Origin of the sequence: Sphingomonas sp. Leaf5 (assembly GCF_001421155.1) — a bacterium.
Classification (GTDB): Bacteria; Pseudomonadota; Alphaproteobacteria; order Sphingomonadales; family Sphingomonadaceae; genus Sphingomonas.
Map to the genome: position 1 here is coordinate 23,624 of NZ_LMJZ01000002.1, position 22,799 is coordinate 46,422.

At 67.0% G+C, this 22,799-nt stretch carries 22 protein-coding genes; 16 read left to right on the top strand and 6 right to left on the bottom strand.

What is annotated here, in order from left to right; translation table 11 throughout:
* Nucleotides 1-5: 5 nt before the first annotated feature.
* From mnmG to ASE50_RS03735, 5 genes are all read left to right on the top strand, one after another.
* The gene (gene mnmG, locus ASE50_RS03715; protein ID WP_056395775.1) at nt 6-1,832 is read left to right on the top strand and encodes a tRNA uridine-5-carboxymethylaminomethyl(34) synthesis enzyme MnmG; all 1,827 of its coding nucleotides are present in this window, start codon (nt 6-8) and stop codon (nt 1,830-1,832) included.
* On the top strand, nt 1,829-2,449 hold the full coding sequence (gene rsmG / locus ASE50_RS03720; RefSeq protein ID WP_056395778.1) for a 16S rRNA (guanine(527)-N(7))-methyltransferase RsmG: 621 nt from the start codon (nt 1,829-1,831) through the stop codon (nt 2,447-2,449). The genes mnmG and rsmG overlap by 4 nt, the downstream gene beginning before the upstream one ends.
* Nucleotides 2,446-3,225, top strand: a complete 780-nt coding sequence (locus ASE50_RS03725; RefSeq protein ID WP_056395779.1) for a ParA family protein — start codon at nt 2,446-2,448, stop codon at nt 3,223-3,225. Before rsmG ends, ASE50_RS03725 begins: the two co-directional genes overlap by 4 nt.
* Nucleotides 3,222-4,148: a ParB/RepB/Spo0J family partition protein gene (locus ASE50_RS03730; protein WP_056395782.1), complete on the top strand. Its 927-nt coding sequence runs from the start codon at nt 3,222-3,224 to the stop codon at nt 4,146-4,148. The genes ASE50_RS03725 and ASE50_RS03730 overlap by 4 nt, the downstream gene beginning before the upstream one ends.
* 193 nt (nt 4,149-4,341) lie before the next feature.
* On the top strand, nt 4,342-5,991 hold the full coding sequence (locus ASE50_RS03735) for an ATP-binding protein (RefSeq protein WP_056395785.1): 1,650 nt from the start codon (nt 4,342-4,344) through the stop codon (nt 5,989-5,991).
* Here ASE50_RS03735 and ASE50_RS03740 read toward each other — a convergent pair whose 3' ends face one another.
* Complete coding sequence (locus ASE50_RS03740; protein WP_056396047.1) at nt 5,992-7,446, bottom strand: M23 family metallopeptidase; 1,455 nt, start codon at nt 7,444-7,446, stop codon at nt 5,992-5,994.
* 199 nt (nt 7,447-7,645) lie between these two features.
* On the opposite strand from ASE50_RS03740, the gene ASE50_RS03745 reads away from it, so the two are divergent.
* The 5 genes from ASE50_RS03745 to ASE50_RS03765 all read left to right on the top strand — a co-directional run bounded on the left by ASE50_RS03745 (nt 7,646) and on the right by ASE50_RS03765 (nt 12,470).
* The gene (locus tag ASE50_RS03745) at nt 7,646-10,156 is read left to right on the top strand and encodes a helicase-related protein (RefSeq protein ID WP_056395789.1); all 2,511 of its coding nucleotides are present in this window, start codon (nt 7,646-7,648) and stop codon (nt 10,154-10,156) included.
* Entirely contained in the window at nt 10,156-10,479 is a 324-nt protein-coding gene (locus ASE50_RS03750; protein ID WP_235512139.1) for a S4 domain-containing protein, read from the top strand. The genes ASE50_RS03745 and ASE50_RS03750 overlap by 1 nt, the downstream gene beginning before the upstream one ends.
* Nucleotides 10,480-10,518: 39 nt before the next feature.
* On the top strand, nt 10,519-10,857 hold the full coding sequence (fdxA, locus tag ASE50_RS03755; RefSeq protein ID WP_055998827.1) for a ferredoxin FdxA: 339 nt from the start codon (nt 10,519-10,521) through the stop codon (nt 10,855-10,857).
* Between the two features lie 264 nt (nt 10,858-11,121).
* A complete protein-coding gene (locus tag ASE50_RS03760) occupies nt 11,122-11,655 on the top strand; it encodes a CarD family transcriptional regulator (RefSeq protein ID WP_055998829.1) in 534 nt (177 codons plus the stop codon).
* A gap of 137 nt (nt 11,656-11,792) precedes the next feature.
* Nucleotides 11,793-12,470, top strand: a complete 678-nt coding sequence (locus ASE50_RS03765; protein ID WP_056395793.1) for a head GIN domain-containing protein — start codon at nt 11,793-11,795, stop codon at nt 12,468-12,470.
* Between the two features lie 286 nt (nt 12,471-12,756).
* On the opposite strand, the gene ASE50_RS03770 is transcribed toward ASE50_RS03765, so the two are convergent.
* The gene (locus ASE50_RS03770) at nt 12,757-13,845 is read right to left on the bottom strand and encodes an alkene reductase (RefSeq protein ID WP_056395796.1); all 1,089 of its coding nucleotides are present in this window, start codon (nt 13,843-13,845) and stop codon (nt 12,757-12,759) included.
* 123 nt (nt 13,846-13,968) lie between these two features.
* On the opposite strand from ASE50_RS03770, the gene ASE50_RS03775 reads away from it, so the two are divergent.
* Nucleotides 13,969-14,814 carry a DMT family transporter gene (locus tag ASE50_RS03775; RefSeq protein ID WP_321163360.1) on the top strand — a complete coding sequence of 282 codons (846 nt, stop codon included), beginning with the start codon at nt 13,969-13,971 and terminating at the stop codon, nt 14,812-14,814.
* Here the strand turns inward: ASE50_RS03775 and ASE50_RS03780 are convergent.
* Together ASE50_RS03780 and ASE50_RS03785 are read right to left on the bottom strand one after the other, a co-directional pair.
* Nucleotides 14,811-15,998 (bottom strand): aromatic amino acid transaminase, encoded by a 1,188-nt coding sequence (locus tag ASE50_RS03780; RefSeq protein WP_056396054.1) that lies wholly within the window; start codon nt 15,996-15,998, stop codon nt 14,811-14,813. The two genes, ASE50_RS03775 and ASE50_RS03780, sit on opposite strands and share 4 nt — an antisense overlap.
* A 91-nt stretch (nt 15,999-16,089) precedes the next feature.
* On the bottom strand, nt 16,090-16,347 hold the full coding sequence (locus tag ASE50_RS03785) for a glutaredoxin domain-containing protein (RefSeq protein WP_056395802.1): 258 nt from the start codon (nt 16,345-16,347) through the stop codon (nt 16,090-16,092).
* A gap of 114 nt (nt 16,348-16,461) precedes the next feature.
* Here ASE50_RS03785 and ASE50_RS03790 point away from each other — a divergent pair, with 114 nt between their 5' ends.
* Genes ASE50_RS03790 through feoB form a run of 3 tightly spaced genes read left to right on the top strand, consistent with a single transcriptional unit; the run spans nt 16,462 to nt 19,312 of the window.
* A complete protein-coding gene (locus ASE50_RS03790) occupies nt 16,462-17,133 on the top strand; it encodes a COQ9 family protein (RefSeq protein ID WP_235512142.1) in 672 nt (223 codons plus the stop codon).
* 52 nt (nt 17,134-17,185) lie between these two features.
* Nucleotides 17,186-17,443 (top strand): FeoA family protein, encoded by a 258-nt coding sequence (locus ASE50_RS03795; protein ID WP_056395807.1) that lies wholly within the window; start codon nt 17,186-17,188, stop codon nt 17,441-17,443.
* 15 nt (nt 17,444-17,458) lie between these two features.
* Nucleotides 17,459-19,312 carry a ferrous iron transporter B gene (feoB, locus tag ASE50_RS03800; protein ID WP_056395808.1) on the top strand — a complete coding sequence of 618 codons (1,854 nt, stop codon included), beginning with the start codon at nt 17,459-17,461 and terminating at the stop codon, nt 19,310-19,312.
* A 22-nt stretch (nt 19,313-19,334) separates the two neighbouring features.
* On the opposite strand, the gene ASE50_RS18115 is transcribed toward feoB, so the two are convergent.
* Entirely contained in the window at nt 19,335-19,511 is a 177-nt protein-coding gene (locus ASE50_RS18115) for a DUF4169 family protein (RefSeq protein ID WP_082438776.1), read from the bottom strand.
* A 115-nt stretch (nt 19,512-19,626) separates the two neighbouring features.
* Between ASE50_RS18115 and ASE50_RS03805 the strand changes: the two genes are divergently transcribed.
* Complete coding sequence (locus ASE50_RS03805) at nt 19,627-20,535, top strand: endo alpha-1,4 polygalactosaminidase (protein WP_056395811.1); 909 nt, start codon at nt 19,627-19,629, stop codon at nt 20,533-20,535.
* Nucleotides 20,536-20,605: 70 nt separating this feature from the next.
* Nucleotides 20,606-21,163, top strand: a complete 558-nt coding sequence (gene ssb / locus ASE50_RS03810) for a single-stranded DNA-binding protein (RefSeq protein WP_056395815.1) — start codon at nt 20,606-20,608, stop codon at nt 21,161-21,163.
* A gap of 19 nt (nt 21,164-21,182) precedes the next feature.
* Here the strand turns inward: ssb and ASE50_RS03815 are convergent, their stop codons facing one another.
* Nucleotides 21,183-22,676, bottom strand: a complete 1,494-nt coding sequence (locus ASE50_RS03815; protein WP_235512144.1) for a glycoside hydrolase — start codon at nt 22,674-22,676, stop codon at nt 21,183-21,185.
* Nucleotides 22,677-22,799 lie beyond the last annotated feature (123 nt).

Consider the following 22,799-nt stretch of genomic DNA (forward strand, 5'->3'; position numbering starts at 1 on the left):
AGTACATGACCTTTGATGTAATCATCGTCGGTGGCGGCCATGCCGGCACCGAAGCAGCGTCGGCAGCGGCGCGACGCGGCGCGACGACGCTGTTGATCGATTTCGATCCGACACGGATCGGAGCGATGTCGTGCAACCCGGCGATCGGCGGGTTGGGCAAGGGGCATATCGTTCGCGAGATCGATGCGCTCGACGGGCTGATGGGACGCGCCGCCGATGCTGCGGCGATCCATCACCGCATGCTCAACCGGTCGAAGGGATCGGCGGTGCAGGGGCCGCGCGTCCAGGCCGATCGGGTCCGCTATGCGCAGGCGGTGCGCGCGTTGCTGGCGCATCCGAACCTGACCGTCGTTGGCGGAGATACGGTCGCGTTGATGACCGAGGCGAACCGGGTCACCGGGGTCGAACTGGCCGATGGTAGCCGGATCGCCGCCCGGACGGTTGTCCTTGCGACGGGTACGTTCCTCGGCGGTACGATGTTCCGGGGTGAAGAGCGGGCGATCGGCGGACGGGTCGGCGAGCGGGCGGCGACCCGGCTGGGTCAGCAGCTGCGCGATCTGTCGCTGCCGATTGCCCGGCTGAAGACGGGGACGCCGCCGCGACTGGACGGCCGGACGATCGATTGGGCAGTGTTGCCCGAGCAGCCGTCCGATGCGGATATATGGACGATGTCGCCGCTGTCCGATCCGGCGAAGCGATTGCCGCAACTGGCCTGCGTGATCGCCCGGACCACGGCCGAGACGCATGACATCATCCGCGCCGGTCTGGACCGGTCGCCGTTGTTCGGCGGATCGATCGAGGGACGTGGCCCCCGCTATTGCCCGTCGATCGAGGACAAGGTGCATCGGTTCGGCGACCGCGACGGGCATCAGATCTTCCTCGAACCCGAGGGGCTGGATACGCCTCTGGTCTATCCGAACGGCGTGTCGACCTCGCTGCCGACCGACGTGCAGCTGGCGATGCTGCGCAGTGTCGTCGGTCTGGAACGCGTCGACATCGTCACGCCGGGTTATGCGGTCGAGTATGACTATATCGATCCGCGCGCGCTCGGGGCCACGCTTGCGTTGCGGGCGCTGGGCGGGCTGTATTTTGCGGGACAGATCAATGGCACGACCGGCTATGAAGAGGCGGGCGGGCAGGGGCTGATCGCCGGCGCGAATGCCGCCGGTGAGGCGCTGGGACTCGAGCCGCTGATCCTGTCGCGGGAGAGCAGCTATATCGGCGTCATGATCGACGACCTGGTGTTGCAGGGCGTGTCGGAGCCGTACCGAATGATGACGGCGCGGGCCGAGTATCGGCTGCATCTCCGGTCGGACAATGCCGCGACCCGGCTCGGCGCGATCGGTGCTGCGGCGGGTCTGTTGTCGAAGAGGCGGATCGCGCAACAGGTCGAGCGAAGCCAACGGCGTTCGGCGTTGCTGGAGCAACTGTCCGCGCGGCATTCGGCAACCGCACTGGCCGCCAACGGTGCGCCGGTCGCCGGCACCGATACCCGCAGCGGTGGCGAATGGCTGCTGGTGTCGGGGGTTCGGCCGGACCATCTCGGGATCGACGGACAGGATGATGTGTTGGGCGAATTGATCGAAGACGCGCGCTATTCCCCGTATCTCGAACGACAGGCGGCCGAACTGGCGGCGGCAAAGGTCGATCACGTGCGGCTGCCGAACGATTTCGCCTATCGCGCGGTGCCCGGCCTTTCGAACGAAATGGTGGAGCGTCTGACATCGGCGGCACCCGACACGTTGGCGGCGGCCGGTCGCATTCAGGGCGTAACCCCGGCGGCGCTGGTGGCAATCCTGCTGCACCATCGGTCGGGCAAGCTGGCGGCATGACCGAAGCCGAAGCGCGGGCATGGATCGACGAACGGTTCGGGGCGGAGCGGACGGCCGTGTTGGCCCGCTTCGCCGACCGGATCGTCGCCGAGACCGAGAACCAGAATTTGATCGCGGCATCGACGGTCGATCATATCTGGGAACGGCATGTGCTCGATTCGGCGCAGCTGATTCCGTTGGCGAATACCGCCAATGCCGGCGATTGGATCGATATCGGATCGGGGGCCGGCTTTCCCGGGATCGTCGCCGCGATCCTGACCGATCGGCGGGTCGTGTTGGTCGAACCGCGCGCACGGCGCGCTGCGCTGCTCTCGGAAATCGCTGCTGATCTCGATCTTGGCAATATCGTCGTTCACCAGGCGAAGATCGAAAAGCTTCCCGCCACCCGTCCGGCCGCGATCATCAGCGCGCGTGCCGTCGCAAAACTCGTCGCCTTGTTCGCAATCGGCCATCGGCATAGTGACGGCGATACGATATGGGTGTTGCCCAAGGGACGTTCGGCGACCGAGGAACTGGTCGAGGCGCGCGCCGCGTGGCACGGGACGTTTCACGTGGAACACAGTATTACCGATCCGACATCGTCGATCGTGGTCGCCAGGGGAGTGCGCCAAGCATGATTTGCATTGCCATCGCGAACCAGAAGGGGGGCGTCGGCAAGACCACCACGGCGATCAACGTCGGTACGGCGCTGGCCGCGACCGGGTTGGAGGTGCTGATCCTCGACCTCGATCCGCAGGGCAATGCCTCGACCGGGTTGGGCATCGGCCGCAACGATCGTGAATATTCGACCTATGACCTGCTGGTCGGCGACATGATGCTGCACGAAGCGGCGATCCCGACGCGGGTGCCGCGCCTGTCGATCGTCCCGGCAACGGTCGATCTGTCGGGTGCCGAAATCGAGCTGATCGAGTTCGAGGCGCGCACGCACCGGCTCGACCGGGTGGTGGAGGCGAGCGGCGGCAAGTGGGACGTGATCCTGATCGATTGCCCGCCGTCGCTGGGCCTGTTGACGATCAACGCGATGGTAGCGAGTCATGCACTGCTGGTGCCGCTGCAGTGCGAGTTCTTCGCGCTGGAAGGGCTCAGCCAGTTGCTGACGACCGTCGAGCGGATTCGCGGCCGGTTCAATCCGGGGCTGGCGATCCTCGGCGTGGTGCTGACAATGTATGACCGCCGCAACCGGCTGACCGATCAGGTGTCGGACGATGTGCGCGCGGTGTTGGGGAAAGTAGTGTTCGATACGGTGATTCCGCGCAATGTCCGGCTGTCCGAGGCACCGAGCCACGGCATGCCGGCGCTGATCTACGATTATCGTTGCGCCGGATCGGAGGCGTATATCGCACTTGCCCGCGAAGTGATCGCCCGGCTGCCCGGTCTGGCGGAGGCGGCATGACCGAACCGGCAGTTCCGCGCCGCCCGCGCTCGGGCGCATTGGGCCGTGGCCTCAGCTCGCTGCTGGGCGAGCCCGATGGCGAGGGTTCGACTCCGCGCCATGCCGGCCCACCGAGCGGGGTGCGGCAGATGCCGGTGACCGCTCTGTCGCCATTGCCCGGACAGCCCCGTCGCTTCTTCGATGAATCGGCGCTCGACGAACTGGCCGAATCGATCTCGGCGCGCGGGGTCATTCAGCCGATCGTCGTCCGTCCGCATGGCAAGGGCTTTCAGATCGTCGCTGGTGAGCGTCGCTGGCGCGCGGCGCAACGGGCGCGGCTGCATGAGGTGCCGGTGGTCGTCCGCGACTTCACCGATGCCGAGACGATGGAAATCGCGCTGGTCGAAAACATCCAGCGTCGCGACCTGACCGCGATCGAGGAGGCGGAGGGCTATCGCCGGCTGATCGACGAATTCGGTCATACGCAGGAGGCGCTGGCGAATCTGGTCGCCAAGTCGCGCAGTCACGTCACCAACCTGTTGCGGCTGCTCGACCTGCCCAAGCCGATTCAGGACATGGTCGGCGACCAGCGATTGAGCATGGGCCATGCCCGCGCGCTCATCAACGTGCCGGGTGCCGAGACGATCGCCGAAAAGGTCGTCGCGAAGGGGCTGTCGGTGCGCGATGCCGAACGACTGGCGCGTAATGCCCGCGAACCGCGCGACAGCAAGCCGGCGCGGACGCCGCGTCCGTCATCGAACGATACAGAGGGCGATAGTGAAGGCGATGCCGATCTGCGCGCGCTCGAACGCCAATTGGGCGACGTGCTCGGGCTGAACGTCGACATCGTCTTCAGCGAAAAGGGCGGAACGATCACCATCGGCTATTCGACGCTCGATCAGCTCGACATGGTGTGTCAGAGGTTGAGCGGCGAGCGGATCTGAGGGTCCGTTTGGAAACGCGCGGTTGCGCGTTCTGCGGTGCCGGCCCGCTCCCCCTCCCGGCCACCCATTCAGGATACGCTGTGGGTGGCCGGGCGGGGGAGCGGGCCGGCACCGCCTGAAAACTCGCTCTTCCGCGAGTTTTCAAATAGCCACTGACACCCAAAATTTACGCGTCGCCCGTAGGTTAGCGGGCATGACGTTCCAGACCCGCCCGCCACTGCCCGTCCCGGAAACGGCAGCCTCGCACGATGTGGCGGCACCGATCGGGGTTCTTCTCGATATCGCCGGGGCGTCGAGCCGGTTGTTGCTCGACCTGCCGTCGTTACAGGCATTGGCGACCGATCCCGACGACCCGGCGGGACAGGTGGGGCAGGTCGGATCGCTGGTGACGATGCAGGTCGGCCGGATGTGGATCGTCGCCGCCATCCGGTCGATCCGGTTGGCCGATGACGGCATCAACCTGGTTGCGGACGTCGACCTGATGGGGGAGGCGTATCAGCCCGATCCGACGCAGGGACTGCGGGGGTTCCGGCGCGGGGTGACCCGCTACCCGTTACCCGGCAGCCCGGTCTATCCGGTATCGCGCGATGCCCTGCGACAGATTTATGCCAAGCAGGATCGACCGCATATCACGATCGGTCGGGTGCATATGGCACCCGATATGCGAGCGGCGCTGTATGTCGATGCGCTACTCGGCAAGCATTTCGCGCTGGTCGGATCGACCGGTACCGGCAAGTCGACCAGCGCCGCATTGATCCTGCACCGGATTTGCGAAGCCAGTCCGCATGGGCATATCGTCGTGATCGATCCGCATGGCGAATATGGTGCGGCCTTTGCCGATACCGGCGAATTGCTCGACGTGACGAACCTGCAGCTGCCCTATTGGCTGCTCAATTTTCAGGAGCATTGCGATATCCTGTTGTCGCCGGGCGGCGCGGCGCGACAGGTGGAGGCGGATATCCTCGCCCGGTGCCTGCTCGCCGCCAAGGGGAAAAGCCGCATGGCGCAGGACGTCGTCCGGCTGACCGTCGATACGCCGATCCCCTATCTGCTGACCGACCTGTCGAACATCGTCCAAACGGAAATGGCCCGGCTCGATCGTGCCAGCGACAATGCCCCGTTCCTGCGGTTGAAGGCGCGGATCGAGGAATTGCGCGGCGATCCGCGCTACAGCTTCATGTTTTCCGGCATGCTGGTCGCCGATACGATGGCGGCATTCATCAAACGCGTGTTCCGCCTGCCGGCGCAGGGCAAGCCGATCTCGATCATCGACGTGTCGGGCGTGCCGTCGGAAATCACGTCGGTCGTGGTCGCGGTGCTCAGCCGGCTGGTGTTCGACTTTGCGCTATGGTCGCGCGGCGGCGCGTCGCGGCCGGTCCTGCTCGTCTGCGAAGAGGCGCATCGCTATGTTCCGAACGAACGGTCGGGCGCCAATTCGTCGGCGGCGACCATTCTGGGGCGGATCGCCAAGGAGGGGCGCAAATATGGCGTGTCGCTGGGGCTGATCACGCAGCGGCCATCCGATCTTGCCGAAGGGGTGCTGTCGCAGTGCGGCACGATCCTGACCATGCGGCTGAACAACGAACGCGATCAGGCGTTCGTGCGCGCGGCGATGCCGGAAGATGCGCGCGGGTTTCTCGATTCGATCCCGGCGCTGCGCAATCGCGAATGCATCATCGTCGGCGAAGGGGTGACGACGCCGATCCGCGTCGCCTTCGATCCGCTCGAACCCGAACGCTGCCCGGCTTCGGGATCGCCCTCGTTCACCTCGCTGTGGCAGGAACCGGGCGGCGCGGATGCGCTGGTCGAACAAACCATCCGCCGCTGGCGAACGGGACGCTGATCAGCGGGCGGCGACGCCCATCAACCGGCCGACCAGCGAGCGGAAGCGGCCCAGTTCCTGACCCTGCAACCGCTGAACCGTCGCAAAGGCGACCGAGCGTGGATTGACCGGTACGCCGTTCTTCCACAGTTCGTAATGCAGGTGCGGCCCGGTCGACAGGCCGGTCGATCCGACATAGCCGATCACCTGACCGCGCGAAACGCGGGTACCGGGCGCGACGACGATCCGGCTCATATGGCCATAGCCGGTGGCGAGACCACCGCCATGATCGAGCTTTACGAAATTGCCATAGCCGCCATGCCGTCCGGCGATCGCGACGCGACCATCGGTCGTTGCGCGGATCGGGCTTCCATAGGCGGCGGCGAAATCCATGCCCTTGTGCAGGCGGCGGAAGCCGAGCACCGGATGTACGCGCCAGCCGAAATTGGACGAGATGCGCGCGGCGACCGGCCAGATCATCGATCCCTTGCGCTCGCCCACGCCCGCCGGATCGAGCCATTCGGCACGGCCGCCATCCTGCCAGCGTACGAGGCGGACGTCGCGCCGTCCCGTCAGACCGGCATAGAGCAGCTGGCCGAGCTGTACCTCGCCAGTGGCGGCGCGGGCCTGTTCGACGATGATGTCGAAACGATCGTCCTGCCCGACCTGTCCCATCGGGACGAGGCCGGAGACGGTGCGGATATAGGATTCGACCGCCTTGGCCGGAGCACCGGCGGCGCGCGCGGCACGGTACAGGCTGGCCCCGACGCGGCCGCGAATCCGCAAGGGAGTATGGTCGACCGCGATCGGCCGCGCGTCGAGACGCAGCGTGCCGCCTTCGCGCACGACTTCGAGGGCGAGATCGAATTTGGCGCGGAAGGCGAGGCGTTCGAGCGGGCGCGGCTGGGTCGGCGCGTCGCGCCGGCCGAGCGTGATGTCGAGCCGGGTGCCGGGCGTTAGGTCGGCGGGATCGACCCGACCGGCGATCATCGCCGCGACCTGCTGCGCTTCGCCGGCACCGACGCCGGTCCGCTGCAAGGCACCGGCCACGCCGCTGCCGAGCGTCGCCGTCGCCTCGACGACGGGCCGTTCGGGCGTGTTGGCCAGCGGGCGGACGCGTGACGTGGCGGCAAGGCGCATCCCGCTGGTGCCGCCAAGGGCACTGGCCCCGAACGACAGGCTGCGGGCCTCGTCGAGGGCGGTGCCGTCGAGCGTGGCGGGGACGGCGCTGTAGATCGGACGATCGACGCCGGGCGACAGCATCCACACCGCGCTACACATCGCGGTGCAGGTGGCAAGGCCGCGCCACCAGGTCCGCGACCCGAGGTCGGCACCCAGATCTGGAGTCCAGCCGAAGGATTCGATCCGGCCGCGCCACGCGGCGGCGGCGGGAGCGGCGGTGATCGGCGCGCGACCGAAGCGCAGCGCGCTGGTGCCGCCGGCCAGTTCCAGTCCTTCATCGGTGCGCAGGAACACGCCCAACCCCCAGTTTCGGCCGATCGATCCGGCCCGGTGCCCTCCCCCTGTGAAGCGAAGGTTTTAAAGTCAAATGAACCATATGATATTGCCGGCGAAGCTGCGCCGGGGCGTGGGGTGGAAGCGGCGGGACGAAAGCTGTGCATGGAACCGACGAAAGCCGTTGCGCCGCGCGTCGACAGTCCCGATGTTGCGGAGGATGAGCCAGTTCGCGCGTAGCCCGGTCACCGCTGTGCTGGGACCGACCAATACCGGCAAGACCTATCTCGCGATCGAGCGGATGTGCGGTCATGCGTCGGGAATGATCGGCTTTCCGCTACGGCTGCTGGCGCGCGAGAATTACGACCGGGTCGTGGCGCTGAAAGGCGTCGAGAATGTCGCGCTGGTCACCGGTGAGGAACGCATCGTTCCGCCCAAGGCGCGCTGGTTCCTGTGTACCGCCGAATCGATGCCGCTCGAACGGGAGACGGCGTTCGTCGCGCTGGACGAGGCGCAATTGGGGGCCGATCCCGAACGCGGCCATGTGTTCACCGACCGGCTGCTGCGCGCTCGCGGGCGGGAGGAGACGATGATCCTCGGCTCCGATTCGCTGCGGCCGATGGTGCGGGCGTTGGTGAAAGATGCCGAGATCATCTCACGCCCGCGCTTCTCGACGCTCAGCTATGCCGGCGCGCGCAAATTGTCGCGGTTGCCGCGCCGTTCGGCGATCGTGGCCTTCTCGTCCGAAGAGGTCTACGCCGTGGCAGAGGCGATCCGCCGGATGCGCGGTGGGGCGGCGGTAGTGATGGGGGCGCTGTCGCCCCGCACGCGCAATGCGCAGGTCGAGATGTTCCAGTCGGGCGAGGTCGATTATCTGGTCGCGACCGATGCGATCGGCATGGGCCTCAACCTCGACGTCGCCCATGTCGCCTTTGCCAGCCTGCGCAAGTTCGACGGGCGACGGCAACGGCGATTGACCGTCGCGGAAATGGCGCAGATTGCCGGGCGGGCAGGGCGCCACCACCGCGACGGGACGTTCGGCGCGCTGGTCGAGGAAGGACCGAACGCCTTTACCCCGGAAGAAGTGCTGGCGATCGAGGGGCATCATGTCCCCTCGCTCGAACGGCTATACTGGCGGCGCGGCGAACCCGATTTCTCCAGCATCGATGGCCTGATCGACAGCCTGTCGGAACGGCCGACCGACCCGGTGCTGACCGCGGCACCGGAGGCGATCGACCTGATCGTGCTCAAGCGACTGGCCGAAGAGGATTGGGTGCAGGCGCGGACCCGATCGCCGATGATGGTTCGGCGGTTATGGGCGGCATGTGGCGTGCCCGATTTCCGCAAGCTCGGCCCCGATCCGCACAGCCGCTTCGTCGGGCGGATCTTCAGCTATCTGAGCGAGGGGGCGGGGCATATTCCGCACCAATGGTTCGCCGACGAATTGCAGCGGCTCGATCAGATGAGCGGCGATGTCGAGACGATTGCCGGCCGGATCGCGGCGGCTCGCAGTTGGGCCTATATCGCGCACCGCAGCGACTGGTTGCTCGATCCCGAACATTGGGCGGCACGAACGCGCGGCGTCGAGGAGAAGTTGTCCGACGCGCTGCACGACCGGTTGCGGCAACGTTTCGTCGATCAGCGGACGACGCTGTTGCTGCGCCGGATCGGGGCGGGCGCGGCGGACCTGCCGGTCGATGTCGCCAGCGATGGCGCGGTCAGCGTCGACGGCCATGCACTGGGGCGGCTGACCGGTTTCCGGTTCGACGTGTCGCCCGACACGCGGGTTGCCGACAAACGGCTGCTGATCGCCGCTGCCGAAAAGGGGCTTGCAGGCGAGTTGCGCAAACGGGGGGCCGAACTGGCGGTCGCGGGCGATGCCGAACTGGCGCTGGTCGCCGATCCGGGTGGCGTACCGGTGCTGACGTGGAAAGGGCTGCCGGTTGCGACGCTGACCGGCGGGACGACGCTCGACCGGCCGGTGGTGACGCTCGACCGCAGCCTGCATGTGCTCGACCGGGCTGCGCAGGGGCAGGTACGCGATCGGCTGGCGGCATGGCTGCAAGGCGAACTGACGAAGCGCGCGCCGACGCTCGGCGCGCTGGCGGCGCTGGCGCGGGACCCGGCGGCGGGCGGTGCGTTGCGGGCGGTGGCGGCGGCATTGACCGAGGTCGGCGGCATCGCGCCGCGCGACGGGTTCGAGGCAATGCTGCTGCCGCTGAGCGGCGACGATCGGCGGCGGTTGCGCAAGGCGGGGGTCGCGATCGGTACGCTCGACCTGTTCGATGCGCGGCTGTTCAAGCCGGCGGCGGCGCGGTGGCGGGCGGCGCTGCTGGCGGCACGCGACGGCCATCCGGTCGAACCGCTGGCCCCCAATGCCGCGACGGTATTGCCGGCGGGGCAGGGGGCATGGGGCTATCGCCGCTTCGGTCCGCAAGCCGTCCGGGTCGATCTGGTCGAGCGACTCGCCCGCGCGGCGCATGACGCGCGACAGGGTAACGCTCCGTTCGCGCCCGACCCGGCACTGGCCACCTCGATCGGGTTGAAGGTCGAGACGATCGCGCGGATGATGGCGCAACTCGGTTTTCGACCGATCACTGGCGTGGGCGAAGCACCGCAATGGCGCTGGCAGCCGCCGCGCCGCCCTGGCCCGCCGCCGACGCCGGCACACCCGCCGCCGCGTCCCGGCAACGCCTTTGCCGCGCTCGCCGAACTGGCGTTTCGCCGTTGATGGCGGCGCGCACGCCCGAACTGCTTCCGCAGATGCGGATCGACCTGTTCCTCTGGTATGTGCGCCTCGCGAAAACGCGCAGCGCGGCGCAGGCGATCGCGGTCCGCGGGCTGCTGCGCATCGACGGACGACGGATCGAACGTGCCCATTGCCCGGTCCGGGTCGGCATGGTCATCGCCTTTCCGAACGACGGACGCGTCCAGATCTTGCGGGTCGATGCCCTGCCGCACCGGCGCGGGCCCCCCGCCGAAGCGATGACACACTATACCAGGCTGGAACCGACGGGGGCCGCCCCCGTTGACGGAGACGAAGACCCGGCATAACGCGGGTTCGATTCGATTTTCCCGGAGCTTGTTCGACCCATGACCTACGTCGTCACCGACGCCTGCATCCGCTGCAAATACATGGACTGCGTCGAAGTGTGCCCGGTCGACTGCTTCTATGAAGGCGAGAACATGCTCGTCATCAACCCTAGCGAATGCATCGATTGCGGCGTATGCGAACCGGAATGTCCGGCAGAGGCGATCTTGCCCGACACCGAAAGCGGGTTGGAGCAGTGGCTGGAGCTGAACAATACCTATTCGGCCCAGTGGCCTAACGTTACGCGCAACGCCAACCAGACCCCGCCCGATGCCGACAAGTGGAAGGGCGTCGAGAACAAGATGGAGCATTTCTCGGCCGAACCGGGCGCCGGCGACTGATCGGCGCACACCGTCCAACCGGGGCTGTCCCAAATCGTTTCACGTGGAACCACGGCCGCTCGGGCAGGGCGGCCGGGTGGTCGGGCTTTGTACTGGTAATTTTCTTACCAAGATGTTATAGGCTGCGGCGACGGAGGCTATTTACCTAGCTCCCCGCCCGGAGATCACCTTAGCAACGTTCCCTGACCACCTCGCCAGCCGCCGTTCGAACAGCGATTGGCGGAGGACGATGGTATCGGAACGACGACCACGGAAAGGTTACCAATGGCTGCCAAGGCATTGTCCTTCGATGTCGGCGACTATGTCGTTTACCCGAAACACGGCGTCGGCCGTGTGATTGAACTCCAGCGTAGTGAAATCGCTGGCATGCAACTCGAACTCTATGTGCTGCGCTTCGAAAAGGAGCGGATGACCCTGCGCGTTCCGACCAACAAGGCGGAAAGCGTCGGTATGCGCAAGCTGTCGTCGGACAAGACGATGCGCGAGGCGATGGAAACGCTGAAGGGCAAGCCCAAGGTCAAGCGGACCATGTGGTCGCGCCGCGCGCAGGAATATGAAGCGAAGATCAACTCGGGCGACCTTGTGTCGATCGCCGAAGTGGTCCGCGACCTGTTCCGTGCCGACGATCAGCCCGAGCAGAGCTATTCCGAGCGTCAGATCTTCGAAGCGGCGGCCAGCCGCCTCGCCCGCGAACTGGCGGCGATGGAACAGGTCGACGAGCCGAAGGCGCTGGAGCGGATCATCGAGATCCTGCGCGAGGCCGCCGCGATCTATAACAAGGAAAAGACCGCCGCCTGACCGGGCAGCCGGTCGGATCGAACGAGGGGGCGGCCGGAAACGGTCGCCCCTCTTCGTTCGGAGTACTGGCGTCCCTAACCGCCTTGCTGTATAGTATCAGCAATACAGGGGGAACGCAGATGCGGTGGATATTGGCAATGACGCTGGGACTGGCAGGATGCGGCGCAAGTAACACCGAACAGACCGTTGCCGCTCCGCGCGACGACGCTGCCCTGCGCGACTTTACCGGCGTCGCGCTGGCGAGCGACGATCGGGTCGAGATCGTCCAGGGACCGGCCTTCGCCGTGTGGGTCGAGGGCGACAAGGCCGCGCAGGACGGCCTCGACATCCACCGCGACGGCGACATGCTCAAGATCGGCCGCAAGCAGGGCAATTTCTGGGGAAGGGGCCACGACGGCGCGCGCATCCGCGTCACCATGCCGACGATCGCCGCCGCGGTGCTGGCCGGATCGGGCGATATCAGTATCGACCGAACCGGCGAAGACTTTGCCGCGACGCTGAGTGGATCGGGCGACATGACGATCGGCCAGTTGCGTGGCGATCGCGCGGCGCTGACCGTCGCCGGCACCGGCACGATCGCGGCAGCAGGCGCGGTGCGGCACCTGACGCTATCGGTGGCAGGAACCGGCGATATCGATGCCCGACAGGTCAAGGCGAGCGAGGCGAGCGTCTCGATCGCCGGCACTGGCGATATCAGCGCCGACATCCATGGCCCGGTCGAGGTATCGCTGGTCGGGTCTGGATCGGCGACGCTGGGTCGCGATGCGCGCTGCGTGGTGAGTCGCGTCGGCACCGGAACCGTCGACTGCGGCTAGAGCCAAACTCTACCGCGTTTGGTTACTCTCACCCTTCGCCGCCTTTTGCGTCTTTCCCTCCGCCAGCGGGAGAGGGAGGGAGCGGCGCAGCCGCGGAAGGGTGAGGGCGATCACGTTCGATCGAAAGCGACTCTAACATCACGGAACCGAAGGCCGTTTCATCCTCGTCTCCCCGGGCTTGACCCGGGGTCCCGCTTCTTGCTGGTTCTAAACGAAGAACAGCGGGATCCCCGGTCAAGCGCGGATGACGATCACGATAGGTACGAACTTCGGTCAGGCGGCTAGATCACGCCGCTTCGCGCGCCAGCGTCGGGTAATCGGTATAGCCTTCGGCTCCACGCGAATACCACGTCGCCATATTGTCGGGATTGAGCTCGGCACCGGCCTGCAACCGCTGCGGCAGATCGGGATTGGCGAGGAACGGCCGACCGAAGGCGATGGCGTCGGCGATGCCGGCGTCGAGTTCGGCCTGCGCATTGTCGCCGCGATAATCCTGGTTCAGCACCAGCGGGCCGGCGAATACCTTGCGGATCTCGGGCGAGACGCGGGGCTGGGTCGCGCTGCCGAAGGTGCCGTCGGGGCCGGGTTCACGCAGTTCGAGGAACGCGATGCCTTTGTCCGACAGCAGTTTCGCGGCCGGCACGAATACCGATGCCGGATCGCTGTCGATCACCCCTTGCGTATCGCCATTGGGCGAGAAGCGCACTGACGTCCGCCCGGCACCGACTTCCGCAATCAGCCGGTCGACGACCTCGCCGAGCAGCCGGATGCGGTTTTCGGGCGACCCGCCATAGGCGTCGTCACGGGTGTTGGCCCCGTCGCGCAGGAATTGGTCGATCAGATAGCCATTGGCGGCGTGCAACTGCACCCCGTCGAACCCGGCGGCCTTCGCATTGCGGGCGGCACGCGAATAATCGTCGAGCACGCGAGCGATATCGTCCAGCGTCGCGGCGCGTGCCGCTCCATAGGGCTTCTTGCCGTCATAGGTGTGCGCCTGTCCCGGCGCGGTCGTGTCCGACGCCGACAGCGGCGCGGCCCCGTCCAGAAAATCGGGATGCACTACCCGGCCCATATGCCAGAGCTGGGTCACGATCCGGCCGCCGGCGGCATGGACGGCGGCGGTGACCGGCTTCCACGCTTCGACCTGTTCGTCGGTCCACAGCCCCGGCGCGAACGGCCAGCCCAGCCCTTCGCGGCTGATCCCGGTGCCTTCGGAAATCAGCAGGCCGGCCGAGGCACGCTGCGCATAATAATCGGCCATGATCACGGTGGGGACGTGTTCGCGCGTCGCGCGACCGCGGGTCAGCGGTGCCATCAGCACCCGGTTGGGCGCTTCGATATCGCCCAGCGTGATCGGATCGAACAGGGTCGGCATGCAATAAACTCCGGGATATTGTAATTCAGGCGACGATGCGGAGATAGGGCGGTAGGGGGCGGCATGCAGCCGGTACCGCCTGAAACAAAAATTATGCCGCCCCATAGAACACCCCGTCGGGCAGTGGCCGCGGTCATCGTCGCGAACGTCGCGCTGGCGTTCGGACCATGGTTCGTGCGGCTGGCCGATACCGGACCGGTCGCGGCCGCATTCTGGCGGATCGCGCTGGCGTTGCCGGTGCTGCTGGTCGCCGCGCTATGGACCGATCGCCGTGCGTTCGGGCGGGCAGGGTCGATGCTGGTGCCGCTGCTGATCGCGGGCATCGCCTTTGCCGTGGATCTGGGCGCATGGCATATCGGTATCCTGCGCACGACGCTCGCCAATGCGACGCTGTTCGGCAATTGCGCGGTGCTGATCTTCCCGATCTACGGCTTTTTCGCGATCCGCCGCTGGCCGACGCGGGGGCAGGGGGCCGCGCTGCTGCTGGCGGCGGTCGGCGGCATATTGCTGCTGGGGCGCTCGGCCGAATTGTCGTCGCGCCACCTGGCGGGCGACCTGTTCTGCGTGCTCGCCGGCATCCTGTATGCGGGGTATTTCATCGCGATGCGGCGGGTGCGCCGGACGATGGCACCCGTGCCCGCGCTCGCGCTGTCGAGCATCGCCAGCGTCCTGCCGCTGCTGTTGCTGGCGATGGCATTGGGGGAAACGATCCTGCCGACGCAATGGGGACCGCTGCTGGCACTGGCATTGGTCAGCCAGATCGCGGGGCAGGGGCTGATGATCTATGCGCTGGGCCATCTCAGCCCGCTGGTCGTCGGCCTTGCGCTGCTGGTCCAGCCGCTGGTCGGCGCGACGATCGGCTGGGCGGCGTATGGTGAGCGCCTGACCATGCTCGATGCGGTCGGCGCGGTGCTGGTCGCCGTCGCGCTGGCCGTGGTCAGCGCGCAGCGGCCGGCGGCGCGCGCTTAAACTCCCGCCCGGCCCAGATCGACGAGCGCCTCGCCGAAGCGGGCGATGTCGCCCGGCGCGAAGCCGGCGATGTTGATCCGGCCCGATCCCGCCATGTAGATGCCGTGCGTCGCGCGCAGCCATTCGATCTGGGTCGGCGACAGCGGCAGCGTGGCGAACATGCCCTTGCCGCGGGCCAGCGGGGCCAGATCGGCCGAACCCGCTTGCCCGATCGCCGCCAGTTCGCTGCGCAACCCCTGCAACCGGGTGCGCAGCGCATCGAGTTCGCGACGCCAATCGGCGGCGAGATGTTCGTCCTCCAGCACGATCCGCACCGCCGCCGCACCATGATCGGGCGGCATCGACCAGTTGGCGCGGGCCAGCGCCAGCAGGTTCGACAGGACGATGTCGCGTGCCTCCGCGTCGGGTGCGGTCGCCCACAGCGCGCCGGTGCGTTCGCGGTACAGCCCGAAATTCTTGTCGCAGGAATAGGCGACCAGCGCGAACGGTACCGCGTCCAGCACCGCGCGGGTCCCTGCCGCGTCGGTGGTCATGTCGTCGCCCAGCCCCTGATAGGCGAGGTCGATGAACGGCACGATACGGCTGTCGGCGATGGCGGCGGCGATCACCTGCCAATCGTCGGCGGTCGGATCGATGCCGGTCGGATTGTGACAGCAACCGTGCAGCAGGATCGCGTCGCCCGCCTCCGCCTGACCGATCGCGGCGCGGATCGCGGGCAGGTCGATGGTCTGCGCGTCCACGTCGAACATGGCATGCGGAACGACGACGATGCCGGCGGCGGCGAAGACCGGCGCATGGTTGGCCCAGCTCAGCTGCCCGATCAGGATGCGACGCACCCCCGCCTTGGCCAGCAGTTCCGCGCCCAGTCGAAGCGCACCGGTCCCGCCCGGCGTCTGCAACCCGCAGCGGCGATCGGCGGCGGGAGCAGTGCCGAACACCAGCGGTTCGAGCAGCGCGACGAAGCCCTTGTCGCCCTCCGGTCCCAGATACGCCTTGCTGTCCTGCGTCGCGATCAGGCGCATCTCGGCCTGCTTCACTGCCTGCATCACCGGGGTATGGCCGTGATCGTCGCGAAACACGCCGACACCCAGATCGATCTTGTGCGCGCGCGGATCGGCGCGGAACGCACCGATCAGGCGCAGCAAGGAGTCGGCGGGCTGGGCGACCAGCGAACGAAACGGCATGAACATCCCCGAAATGGCGGTAACGTCCGCGCCTATAGGCCGATCGATGCGGCGAAGGCAGGAAAAACGCGTACCGCTTTCGGACGATACCCTATTCGTCGCGATGCCCGGCGAGGAAGCGTTCGAGATCGTCGCTGCCGCCGATGCGCTCGCCATCAATGAAGACTTGGGGGGTGGTGTCGACGCCCTGTTCAGCCTTGTAGGCGTCGACTTCTTCGCGCGACCGCAGGATATGGTCGTCGACGGTATAGCCGGCGGATTGCAGCAGCTGCTTGGCATGGACGCCGAACGGACAGGTGTGGTCGGGCAGGACCATGCGATAGAGGGTGGCGTTCCGCGTGTCGGCCATGATGCATTCCTTTTGCTGCAGTCGGTCCCCGCCACAGCGCCCGGACGATGCGCCGGTTCCGCCGTTGCCGTTTGCGCCGCCACATCCTAGCTAAGGCGGATGATGGAGGATGCGATGGCCCCGCTGGCACCTGCCGACCTGACGCTCGACGAACTGCGCGCGGCGCTTGCGCCGCTGGTCGCTGCCAATGCCGCGTTCGACGGCTGGAACGACAAGGCGGTGGCGGCGGCGGCACAGACCTTCGGTGCCGATGGCGATGTCGCGCGGCTGGCCTTCGCAGGCGGCGCGGTCGACATGATCGATGCGTGGTTCGGCGAGATCGACCGGCGGATGATCGAGGCGCTGCCCGCCGATCGCCTGTCCGCGATGAAGATCCGCGAGCGCATCACCGCGTTGGTCGAGGCGCGGCTGGCGGCGGTTGCGGGTGAGCGCGAGGCGTTGCGCCGCGCGCTGGCGATCCTCGCCATGCCGCAGAATGTCGCGCGGGCGGCCAGACTCGGCTGGCGGACGGTCGACCTGATGTGGCGGCTGGCCGGTGATACCGCGACCGATTACAATCATTATACCAAGCGGACGATGCTCGGCGCGGTCTATGCCGCGACCATCACCGTGTTCCTCGACGACGAAAGCGGTGGCCATGCCGATACCCGCGCGTTCCTCGCGCGGCGGATCGACGGCATCATGCGCTTCGAAAAGTTCAAGGGGCGGATGCTGGCGTCGCGCGATCCCGAACGGCGGTTGAGCCTGTCGCGCTTCATCGGGCGATTGCGCTATCCCGCGGTCTGAACCCCCAAAGAATCCGCTTTCATTGGCGCGGGCTTATTGCTAATTAGTCGCAATGCTCGCTCCCAATCTGAACCTCGCCCAGTTGCCGCGGACCCAGCAGGCCACGGTCGCGTCGATCGAATGGGAACGGATGTCGCTGACCGAGGCACGGCGCCTGCGCGAATTCGGGCTGGACGAGGGCGTCGATATCGAACTGCTCCACCGCGCGATGCTGGCCGGTGGGCCGTTGGCCTGTCGGATCGGGCGGATGACCGTGGCGTTGCGCGCGCATGTCGCCGGCGCGATCCGTGTCGCGCCGCTGGCGGGCTGATCGACCGGACCCGACGTGAACCCTGCACCTCTGGTAGCACTTGTCGGCAATCCCAATGCCGGCAAGACCGCGCTGTTCAACGCGCTCACCGGTGCCCGGCAAAAGGTCGGCAATTACCCCGGCGTGACCGTCGAACGGCATTCGGGTCGCCTCGCGCTAGACGACGGGCGTCCGATCGAACTGGTCGACCTGCCCGGCACCTACAGCCTCGATCCGTCCAGCCCCGACGAAGCGGTCACCCGCGACGTGGTCCTCGGGCGGCAGGCGGGCGAGCGGGTGCCCGATGCGATGATCGTCGTCGCCGATGCGACGAATCTCGACAATCACCTGCGCTTCGTCCTGCAGCTGAAGTCGCTGGGGCGGCCGATGGTGCTGGCGCTCAACATGATCGACATGGCGGCGCGCGACGGGCTGAAGATCGATCTGGCCGTGCTGTCCGCCGAACTCGACCTGCCGGTGGTGGCGACGGTCGCGGTGCGCAAACGCGGTCTCGACGAATTGCGCGCGGCGCTGGCCGATGCGCTGTCGCGCGCGCCCCGTTCGGCGGCGATCGACGGGGTCGAGGCCGATATCCGCCATTTCCAGCGCGAGGCGCGCCGCATCGCACGCACCGCCGTGGTCGAACAACCCCGGTCGCGTGCCGTCACCCGCAGCGTCGATCGCATCGCGCTGCACCCGGTCGCCGGCCCGATCCTGCTGTTCGCCATCCTGTTCATCATGTTCCAGGCGGTGTTCAGCTGGTCCGAAGCGCCGATCGGCTGGATCGAGGGGGGGCAGGGCTGGCTGGCTGATACCGCCATGGCGAACCTGCCCGCCGGTTTCCTGCGCAGCCTGCTGGTCGAAGGGGTCATCAACGGCGTCGGATCGGTCGTGGTGTTCCTGCCGCAGATCCTGATCCTGTTCGTGTTCATCCTGCTGCTCGAAGCATCGGGTTACATGGTCCGTGCCGCGTTCCTGATGGACCGGTTGATGAGCGGCGTCGGCTTGTCGGGGCGGGCCTTCATCCCGCTGCTGTCGTCGTTTGCCTGTGCGATTCCCGGCATCATGGCGACGCGATCGATCGACGATCCCAAGGAACGGCTCACCACGATCCTGATCGCGCCGCTGATGACCTGTTCGGCGCGCCTGCCGGTCTATGCCGTCGTCATCGGCGCGTTCATTCCGGCTCGGGCAGTGCTGCCGGGCGTGGGGTTGCAGGGGCTGGTGCTGCTGGTGCTGTACCTGACCGGTATCTTCGGCGCGGTGATCGCCGCGTTCGTACTGCGCCGGACCGCGACCAAGGGCGTGGGTGGCGGATTTCTGATGGAAATGCCGCGCTATCAGCTGCCATCGATCCGCGACATCGCGATCGGCCTGTGGCAGCGCGCCTATGTCTTCCTGCGTCGCGCCGGCACGATCATTTTGCAGGTAACCGTCGCGCTGTGGCTGCTGACCTCCTATCCGGTCGCGCCGGCGGGCGTGAAGCAGTCGGAATATTCGATCGCGGGCCGGATCGCATCGGGGCTGGAGGTCGTGTTGCGGCCGATCGGCTTCAATCACGAAATGTCGCTGGCAGTGATCCCGGCGATGGCGGCGCGCGAGGTCGCGGTGTCGGCGTTGCAGACCGTCTATGCGATCGACGCGGCGGATGAGGAACAGGGCGCGCAGGAGCTGGGCGGGCGCCTCGCCGGGCGATGGAGTCTCGCCACCGCCCTCGCCTTCCTCGCTTGGTTCGTGTTCGCGCCGCAATGCCTGTCTACGATCGCGGTGGCGCGGCGCGAGACCAATGGCTGGAAATGGCCGCTGGTGATGATCGTCTATCTGTTCGCGCTGGCCTATATCGCGGCGGGTGCGACCTATTGGACGGCGGTTGCCTTCGGGCTGGGATAGGCGTTTCGTCCTACTTCGATCCCTACTCCTCCAGCTTCGCCCCATCGAGCAACGCCTTGCGCCGCGCGGCATCGGCGTCGTCGCGTGCCTTGTCGGCGGCGGTCCGGCCGAATTTCGCGCGATTGGCATCGGCTTCCTGCGCCCGGTCCGCCTTGGCGCGGGCCTTGCGGAAACGGTTAAGGTTGATGACGTCGCCCATGGCTGCTCCTCCTGCGACGAAATCTGCCGTGGCGCCGCGCGATTGACCAGTCCGAAACGCATTTGCCGCCATGGCTCGTCCGGCGTAGCGGGCGTGGCGACGGAACAGGGGCACTATGCGGTATCGGACGGGAACGGGCAGGACATGGGCGCTCGCGCTCGCGCTCGCGCTATCGGCGACCGCCTGTGGCGGCGGCAGCGGCGAGGCGGAGGGCGGGACCGTCGTCGCCCCCACCCCGACGCCGACACCAGCAGCTTCGCCGACACCGACGCCTGCCCCGACCACGACCGCCGGCTGGTGGCGACCGACCGCGGCGACGACGTGGCAGTGGCAGTTGAGCGGGACGATCGACACCCGCTACGCCGTCGACGCCTATGACATCGACCTGTTCGACGCACCGCCCGCGACCATCGCCTCGCTCCACGCCGCCGGGCGGCGGGTCATCTGTTATTTCTCCGCCGGATCGTCCGAAAACTGGCGCAGCGACGACGGTGAATTCACCGCTGCCGATCGCGGTGCGACGCTCGACGGCTGGGCAGGGGAGCGGTGGCTGTCGGTCACCTCGACCAATGTCCGTCGGGTGATGGCGCTTCGCCTAGATCTGGCGAAGGCGAAGGGCTGCGACGCGGTCGAGCCGGACAATGTCGACGGTTACGCCAATCGCAACGGCCTGGGCATCACCGCCGACCAGCAGCTCGACTATAACCGGTTTCTCGGCACGCAAGCGCATGCGCGCGGGCTGGCGGTCGGGTTGAAGAACGATCTCGATCAGGTGGCGGTGCTCGCCCCCGCCTTCGACTTTGCGGTCAACGAACAATGCCATGAATATGCCGAATGCGACCGGCTGACCCCGTTCCTGACCGCCGGCAAGCCGGTGTTCGTGGCGGAGTATAAATCGGCCTATCGCACCAACAGCGGCGGTGCGCGCGATGCGTTGTGCGTCGCGTCGCGGGTGCAGGGGCTGCGCACGCTGGTGCTGCCGGTCGAGCTCGACAACCGCTTCCGCTTCAGCTGCGACGACTGACCTATCCACTGGCATTGAGGACCGCAGTCGCATAACAGCGACGATCAGGGTTCGAACGAGGAATTTTGCCATGGCTGGCAGCGTGAACAAGGTAATTCTGGTGGGCAATCTGGGCCGCGACCCGGAGTCGCGCTCGTTCCAGAATGGTGGCAAGGTGGTGAACCTGCGCATTGCCACGTCGGAATCGTGGAAGGACCGCAATTCGGGCGAGAAGAAGGAAAAGACCGAATGGCATTCGGTCGCGATCTTCAACGAAGGGCTCGCCAACGTCGCCGAACGGTTCCTGCGCAAGGGGTCGAAGGTCTATATCGAGGGCCAGCTGCAAACCCGGAAGTGGCAGGACCAGAACGGCCAGGACAAATACAGCACCGAAATCGTGTTGCAGGGCTTCAATAGCGTGCTGACGATGCTCGACGGTCCCGGTGGCGCGCAGGGCGGCGGCGGCGGTGGTCGCAGCGGTGGCGGCGATTTCGGCGGCGGGGACGATTTCGGCGGCGGCTCGGGTGGCGGTGGCCAGAGTGGCGGATCGCGGGGCGGCAGCGGCGGCGGCTTCAATTCGGGCGGCAACAAGGGCGGTAATTTCGGCGGCGGCTTCGGCGACGATCTCGACGACGACGTGCCGTTCTGATCGTCGCCGCCGCCGGCGATCACCGGCGAAGGACGAAGGTCGTGATCGATCGGGGCTGCGCGACCATCGTGCGCCCCGCGACCGGCGCGGCATTGTGCGTCGCGTCGGTCACTACCGTTTCGGCAAGGTGATAGCCGGTACCGGCCAGCGACAGGTCGCGGCGGACCGGCCCCGCATTCACATGCACCACGACCAGCGTTGCGCGATCGGGTGACAGCGCGGCGATGCTGTCGATATCGTCGATCGGGATCAGCCGGTATCCGGGTCGGACATAGCGGCTGAAATTGGCCATCGTCCAATATTTGCGGGTGATGTGGATCGACTGCGGACCCGGGGCGGGCGCGGTCAGGTCCATCTTGATAAGACCCCAATTCGATCCGGGCTTGCCGTTGCGCCCGCTCAGCGTCTCGACCGCCTGCCAGAATACCCACGCGGCGGGTTCCAGCCGCCGGAAATCGCCGACCAGATGCTCGGCAAAGGCCAGCGGCGTCGTCATGCTCTCGAAATTCTCGAGGTCTTTGTCGGCGCTCATGTCGTGCTCGCTCATCCACAGGCGGATATTGGCGGCACGTGCGATGTCGCGGACGGCGGTCTGGTGGACATTGCCATAGCTGTGGACGTTCAACTGCCCGACCCGCGCCCGCGTTGCTGCGTTCCAGCCGGCCCAATCGGCGACGAACAGCGTCGAATTGGTTTCGTCGGGCGCGGCGATCACCGTCTTCAGCCCGCGTGCCTTCAGCGCGGCGTCGGCGGCATCGATCATCATGCCCTGTCGCGCCGGGCTCCAATGCGCGCCTTCCTGCGTATTGGCGGCGAACCAGTAATCGGTGTTCGGCTCGTTGACCGGCGACAGCGTGCGAAAGGCGATGCGGTGGCGGCGCTGCAACTCGTCGACCACCCGCGCCAGATAGGTCGCGAACTGCGGTTCGGCCCCGGGCCGCAGATTGTCGTCGGTGCCCTTGGTCGCGCCCGATACGCGCCCGCTGACGGTCATGAACCATGGCGGCGAGTTGGAGAAGGCTTCGAAGATCGGCTGGCGGACGCGCTCTCGGATCGCGTCCAGCCACCAGCGCTGAGCGGCATCGGCCGACCAGTCCCACATCGCCGGATCGTCGGCCCGCCACCAGTCGCTGCCGGTCGCGCCCGCCGGCTTGCGCCAGAATCCCGGCACCGCCGCGCCGGTCCGCAGATAGGGCGGCGTGTCGGCGGCATTGCCCCCGCCGATATTGTAGCGCGCGATCGTCCAGCCGAGGCCGTTGCAGCCGTAGAACAGGTCGGCCAGCCGGTCGCGCGTTTCGGGCGGATAGCCGCCGGTCACGTTCGCGAACCATGCGAGCGCCGTGCCCCAGCCTTCGAAGGTCGTGCCCGGCCGGTCGGTTGCGACGCGCAGCGGGATCGCGACTCTGGCAGGGTCCGCAGGTGGTGGTGCCGCTTGTGCCATGGCAGGCATCACCGGGGCGGCCCATAGCAACGCCGCCGCCACCATGCCCGTCGCCCATCGCCGTTCCGCCATTCTCGTTCCTCCCTTGCCACGCGGTACGCCCCGGCGAACCGACCCGAACCGCACTTCGGCGATTGCATCGTCGCTCCGATCGTATATTGTCTGACAAAACTAATCTAGGGAGAGCCGTGTGAA

Coding starts and splice junctions, on each gene's coding strand:
- mnmG (WP_056395775.1), top strand. CDS start 6: ATGACCTTTGATGTAATCATCGTCGGTGGCGGCCATGCCGGCACCGAA.
- rsmG (WP_056395778.1), top strand. CDS start 1,829: ATGACCGAAGCCGAAGCGCGGGCATGGATCGACGAACGGTTCGGGGCG.
- ASE50_RS03725 (WP_056395779.1), top strand. CDS start 2,446: ATGATTTGCATTGCCATCGCGAACCAGAAGGGGGGCGTCGGCAAGACC.
- ASE50_RS03730 (WP_056395782.1), top strand. CDS start 3,222: ATGACCGAACCGGCAGTTCCGCGCCGCCCGCGCTCGGGCGCATTGGGC.
- ASE50_RS03735 (WP_056395785.1), top strand. CDS start 4,342: ATGACGTTCCAGACCCGCCCGCCACTGCCCGTCCCGGAAACGGCAGCC.
- ASE50_RS03745 (WP_056395789.1), top strand. CDS start 7,646: ATGAGCCAGTTCGCGCGTAGCCCGGTCACCGCTGTGCTGGGACCGACC.
- ASE50_RS03750 (WP_235512139.1), top strand. CDS start 10,156: ATGGCGGCGCGCACGCCCGAACTGCTTCCGCAGATGCGGATCGACCTG.
- fdxA (WP_055998827.1), top strand. CDS start 10,519: ATGACCTACGTCGTCACCGACGCCTGCATCCGCTGCAAATACATGGAC.
- ASE50_RS03760 (WP_055998829.1), top strand. CDS start 11,122: ATGGCTGCCAAGGCATTGTCCTTCGATGTCGGCGACTATGTCGTTTAC.
- ASE50_RS03765 (WP_056395793.1), top strand. CDS start 11,793: ATGACGCTGGGACTGGCAGGATGCGGCGCAAGTAACACCGAACAGACC.
- ASE50_RS03770 (WP_056395796.1), bottom strand. CDS start 13,845: ATGCCGACCCTGTTCGATCCGATCACGCTGGGCGATATCGAAGCGCCC.
- ASE50_RS03780 (WP_056396054.1), bottom strand. CDS start 15,998: ATGCCGTTTCGTTCGCTGGTCGCCCAGCCCGCCGACTCCTTGCTGCGC.
- ASE50_RS03785 (WP_056395802.1), bottom strand. CDS start 16,347: ATGGCCGACACGCGGAACGCCACCCTCTATCGCATGGTCCTGCCCGAC.
- ASE50_RS03790 (WP_235512142.1), top strand. CDS start 16,462: ATGGCCCCGCTGGCACCTGCCGACCTGACGCTCGACGAACTGCGCGCG.
- ASE50_RS03795 (WP_056395807.1), top strand. CDS start 17,186: ATGCTCGCTCCCAATCTGAACCTCGCCCAGTTGCCGCGGACCCAGCAG.
- ASE50_RS18115 (WP_082438776.1), bottom strand. CDS start 19,511: ATGGGCGACGTCATCAACCTTAACCGTTTCCGCAAGGCCCGCGCCAAG.
- ASE50_RS03805 (WP_056395811.1), top strand. CDS start 19,627: ATGCGGTATCGGACGGGAACGGGCAGGACATGGGCGCTCGCGCTCGCG.
- ssb (WP_056395815.1), top strand. CDS start 20,606: ATGGCTGGCAGCGTGAACAAGGTAATTCTGGTGGGCAATCTGGGCCGC.
- ASE50_RS03815 (WP_235512144.1), bottom strand. CDS start 22,676: ATGGCGGAACGGCGATGGGCGACGGGCATGGTGGCGGCGGCGTTGCTA.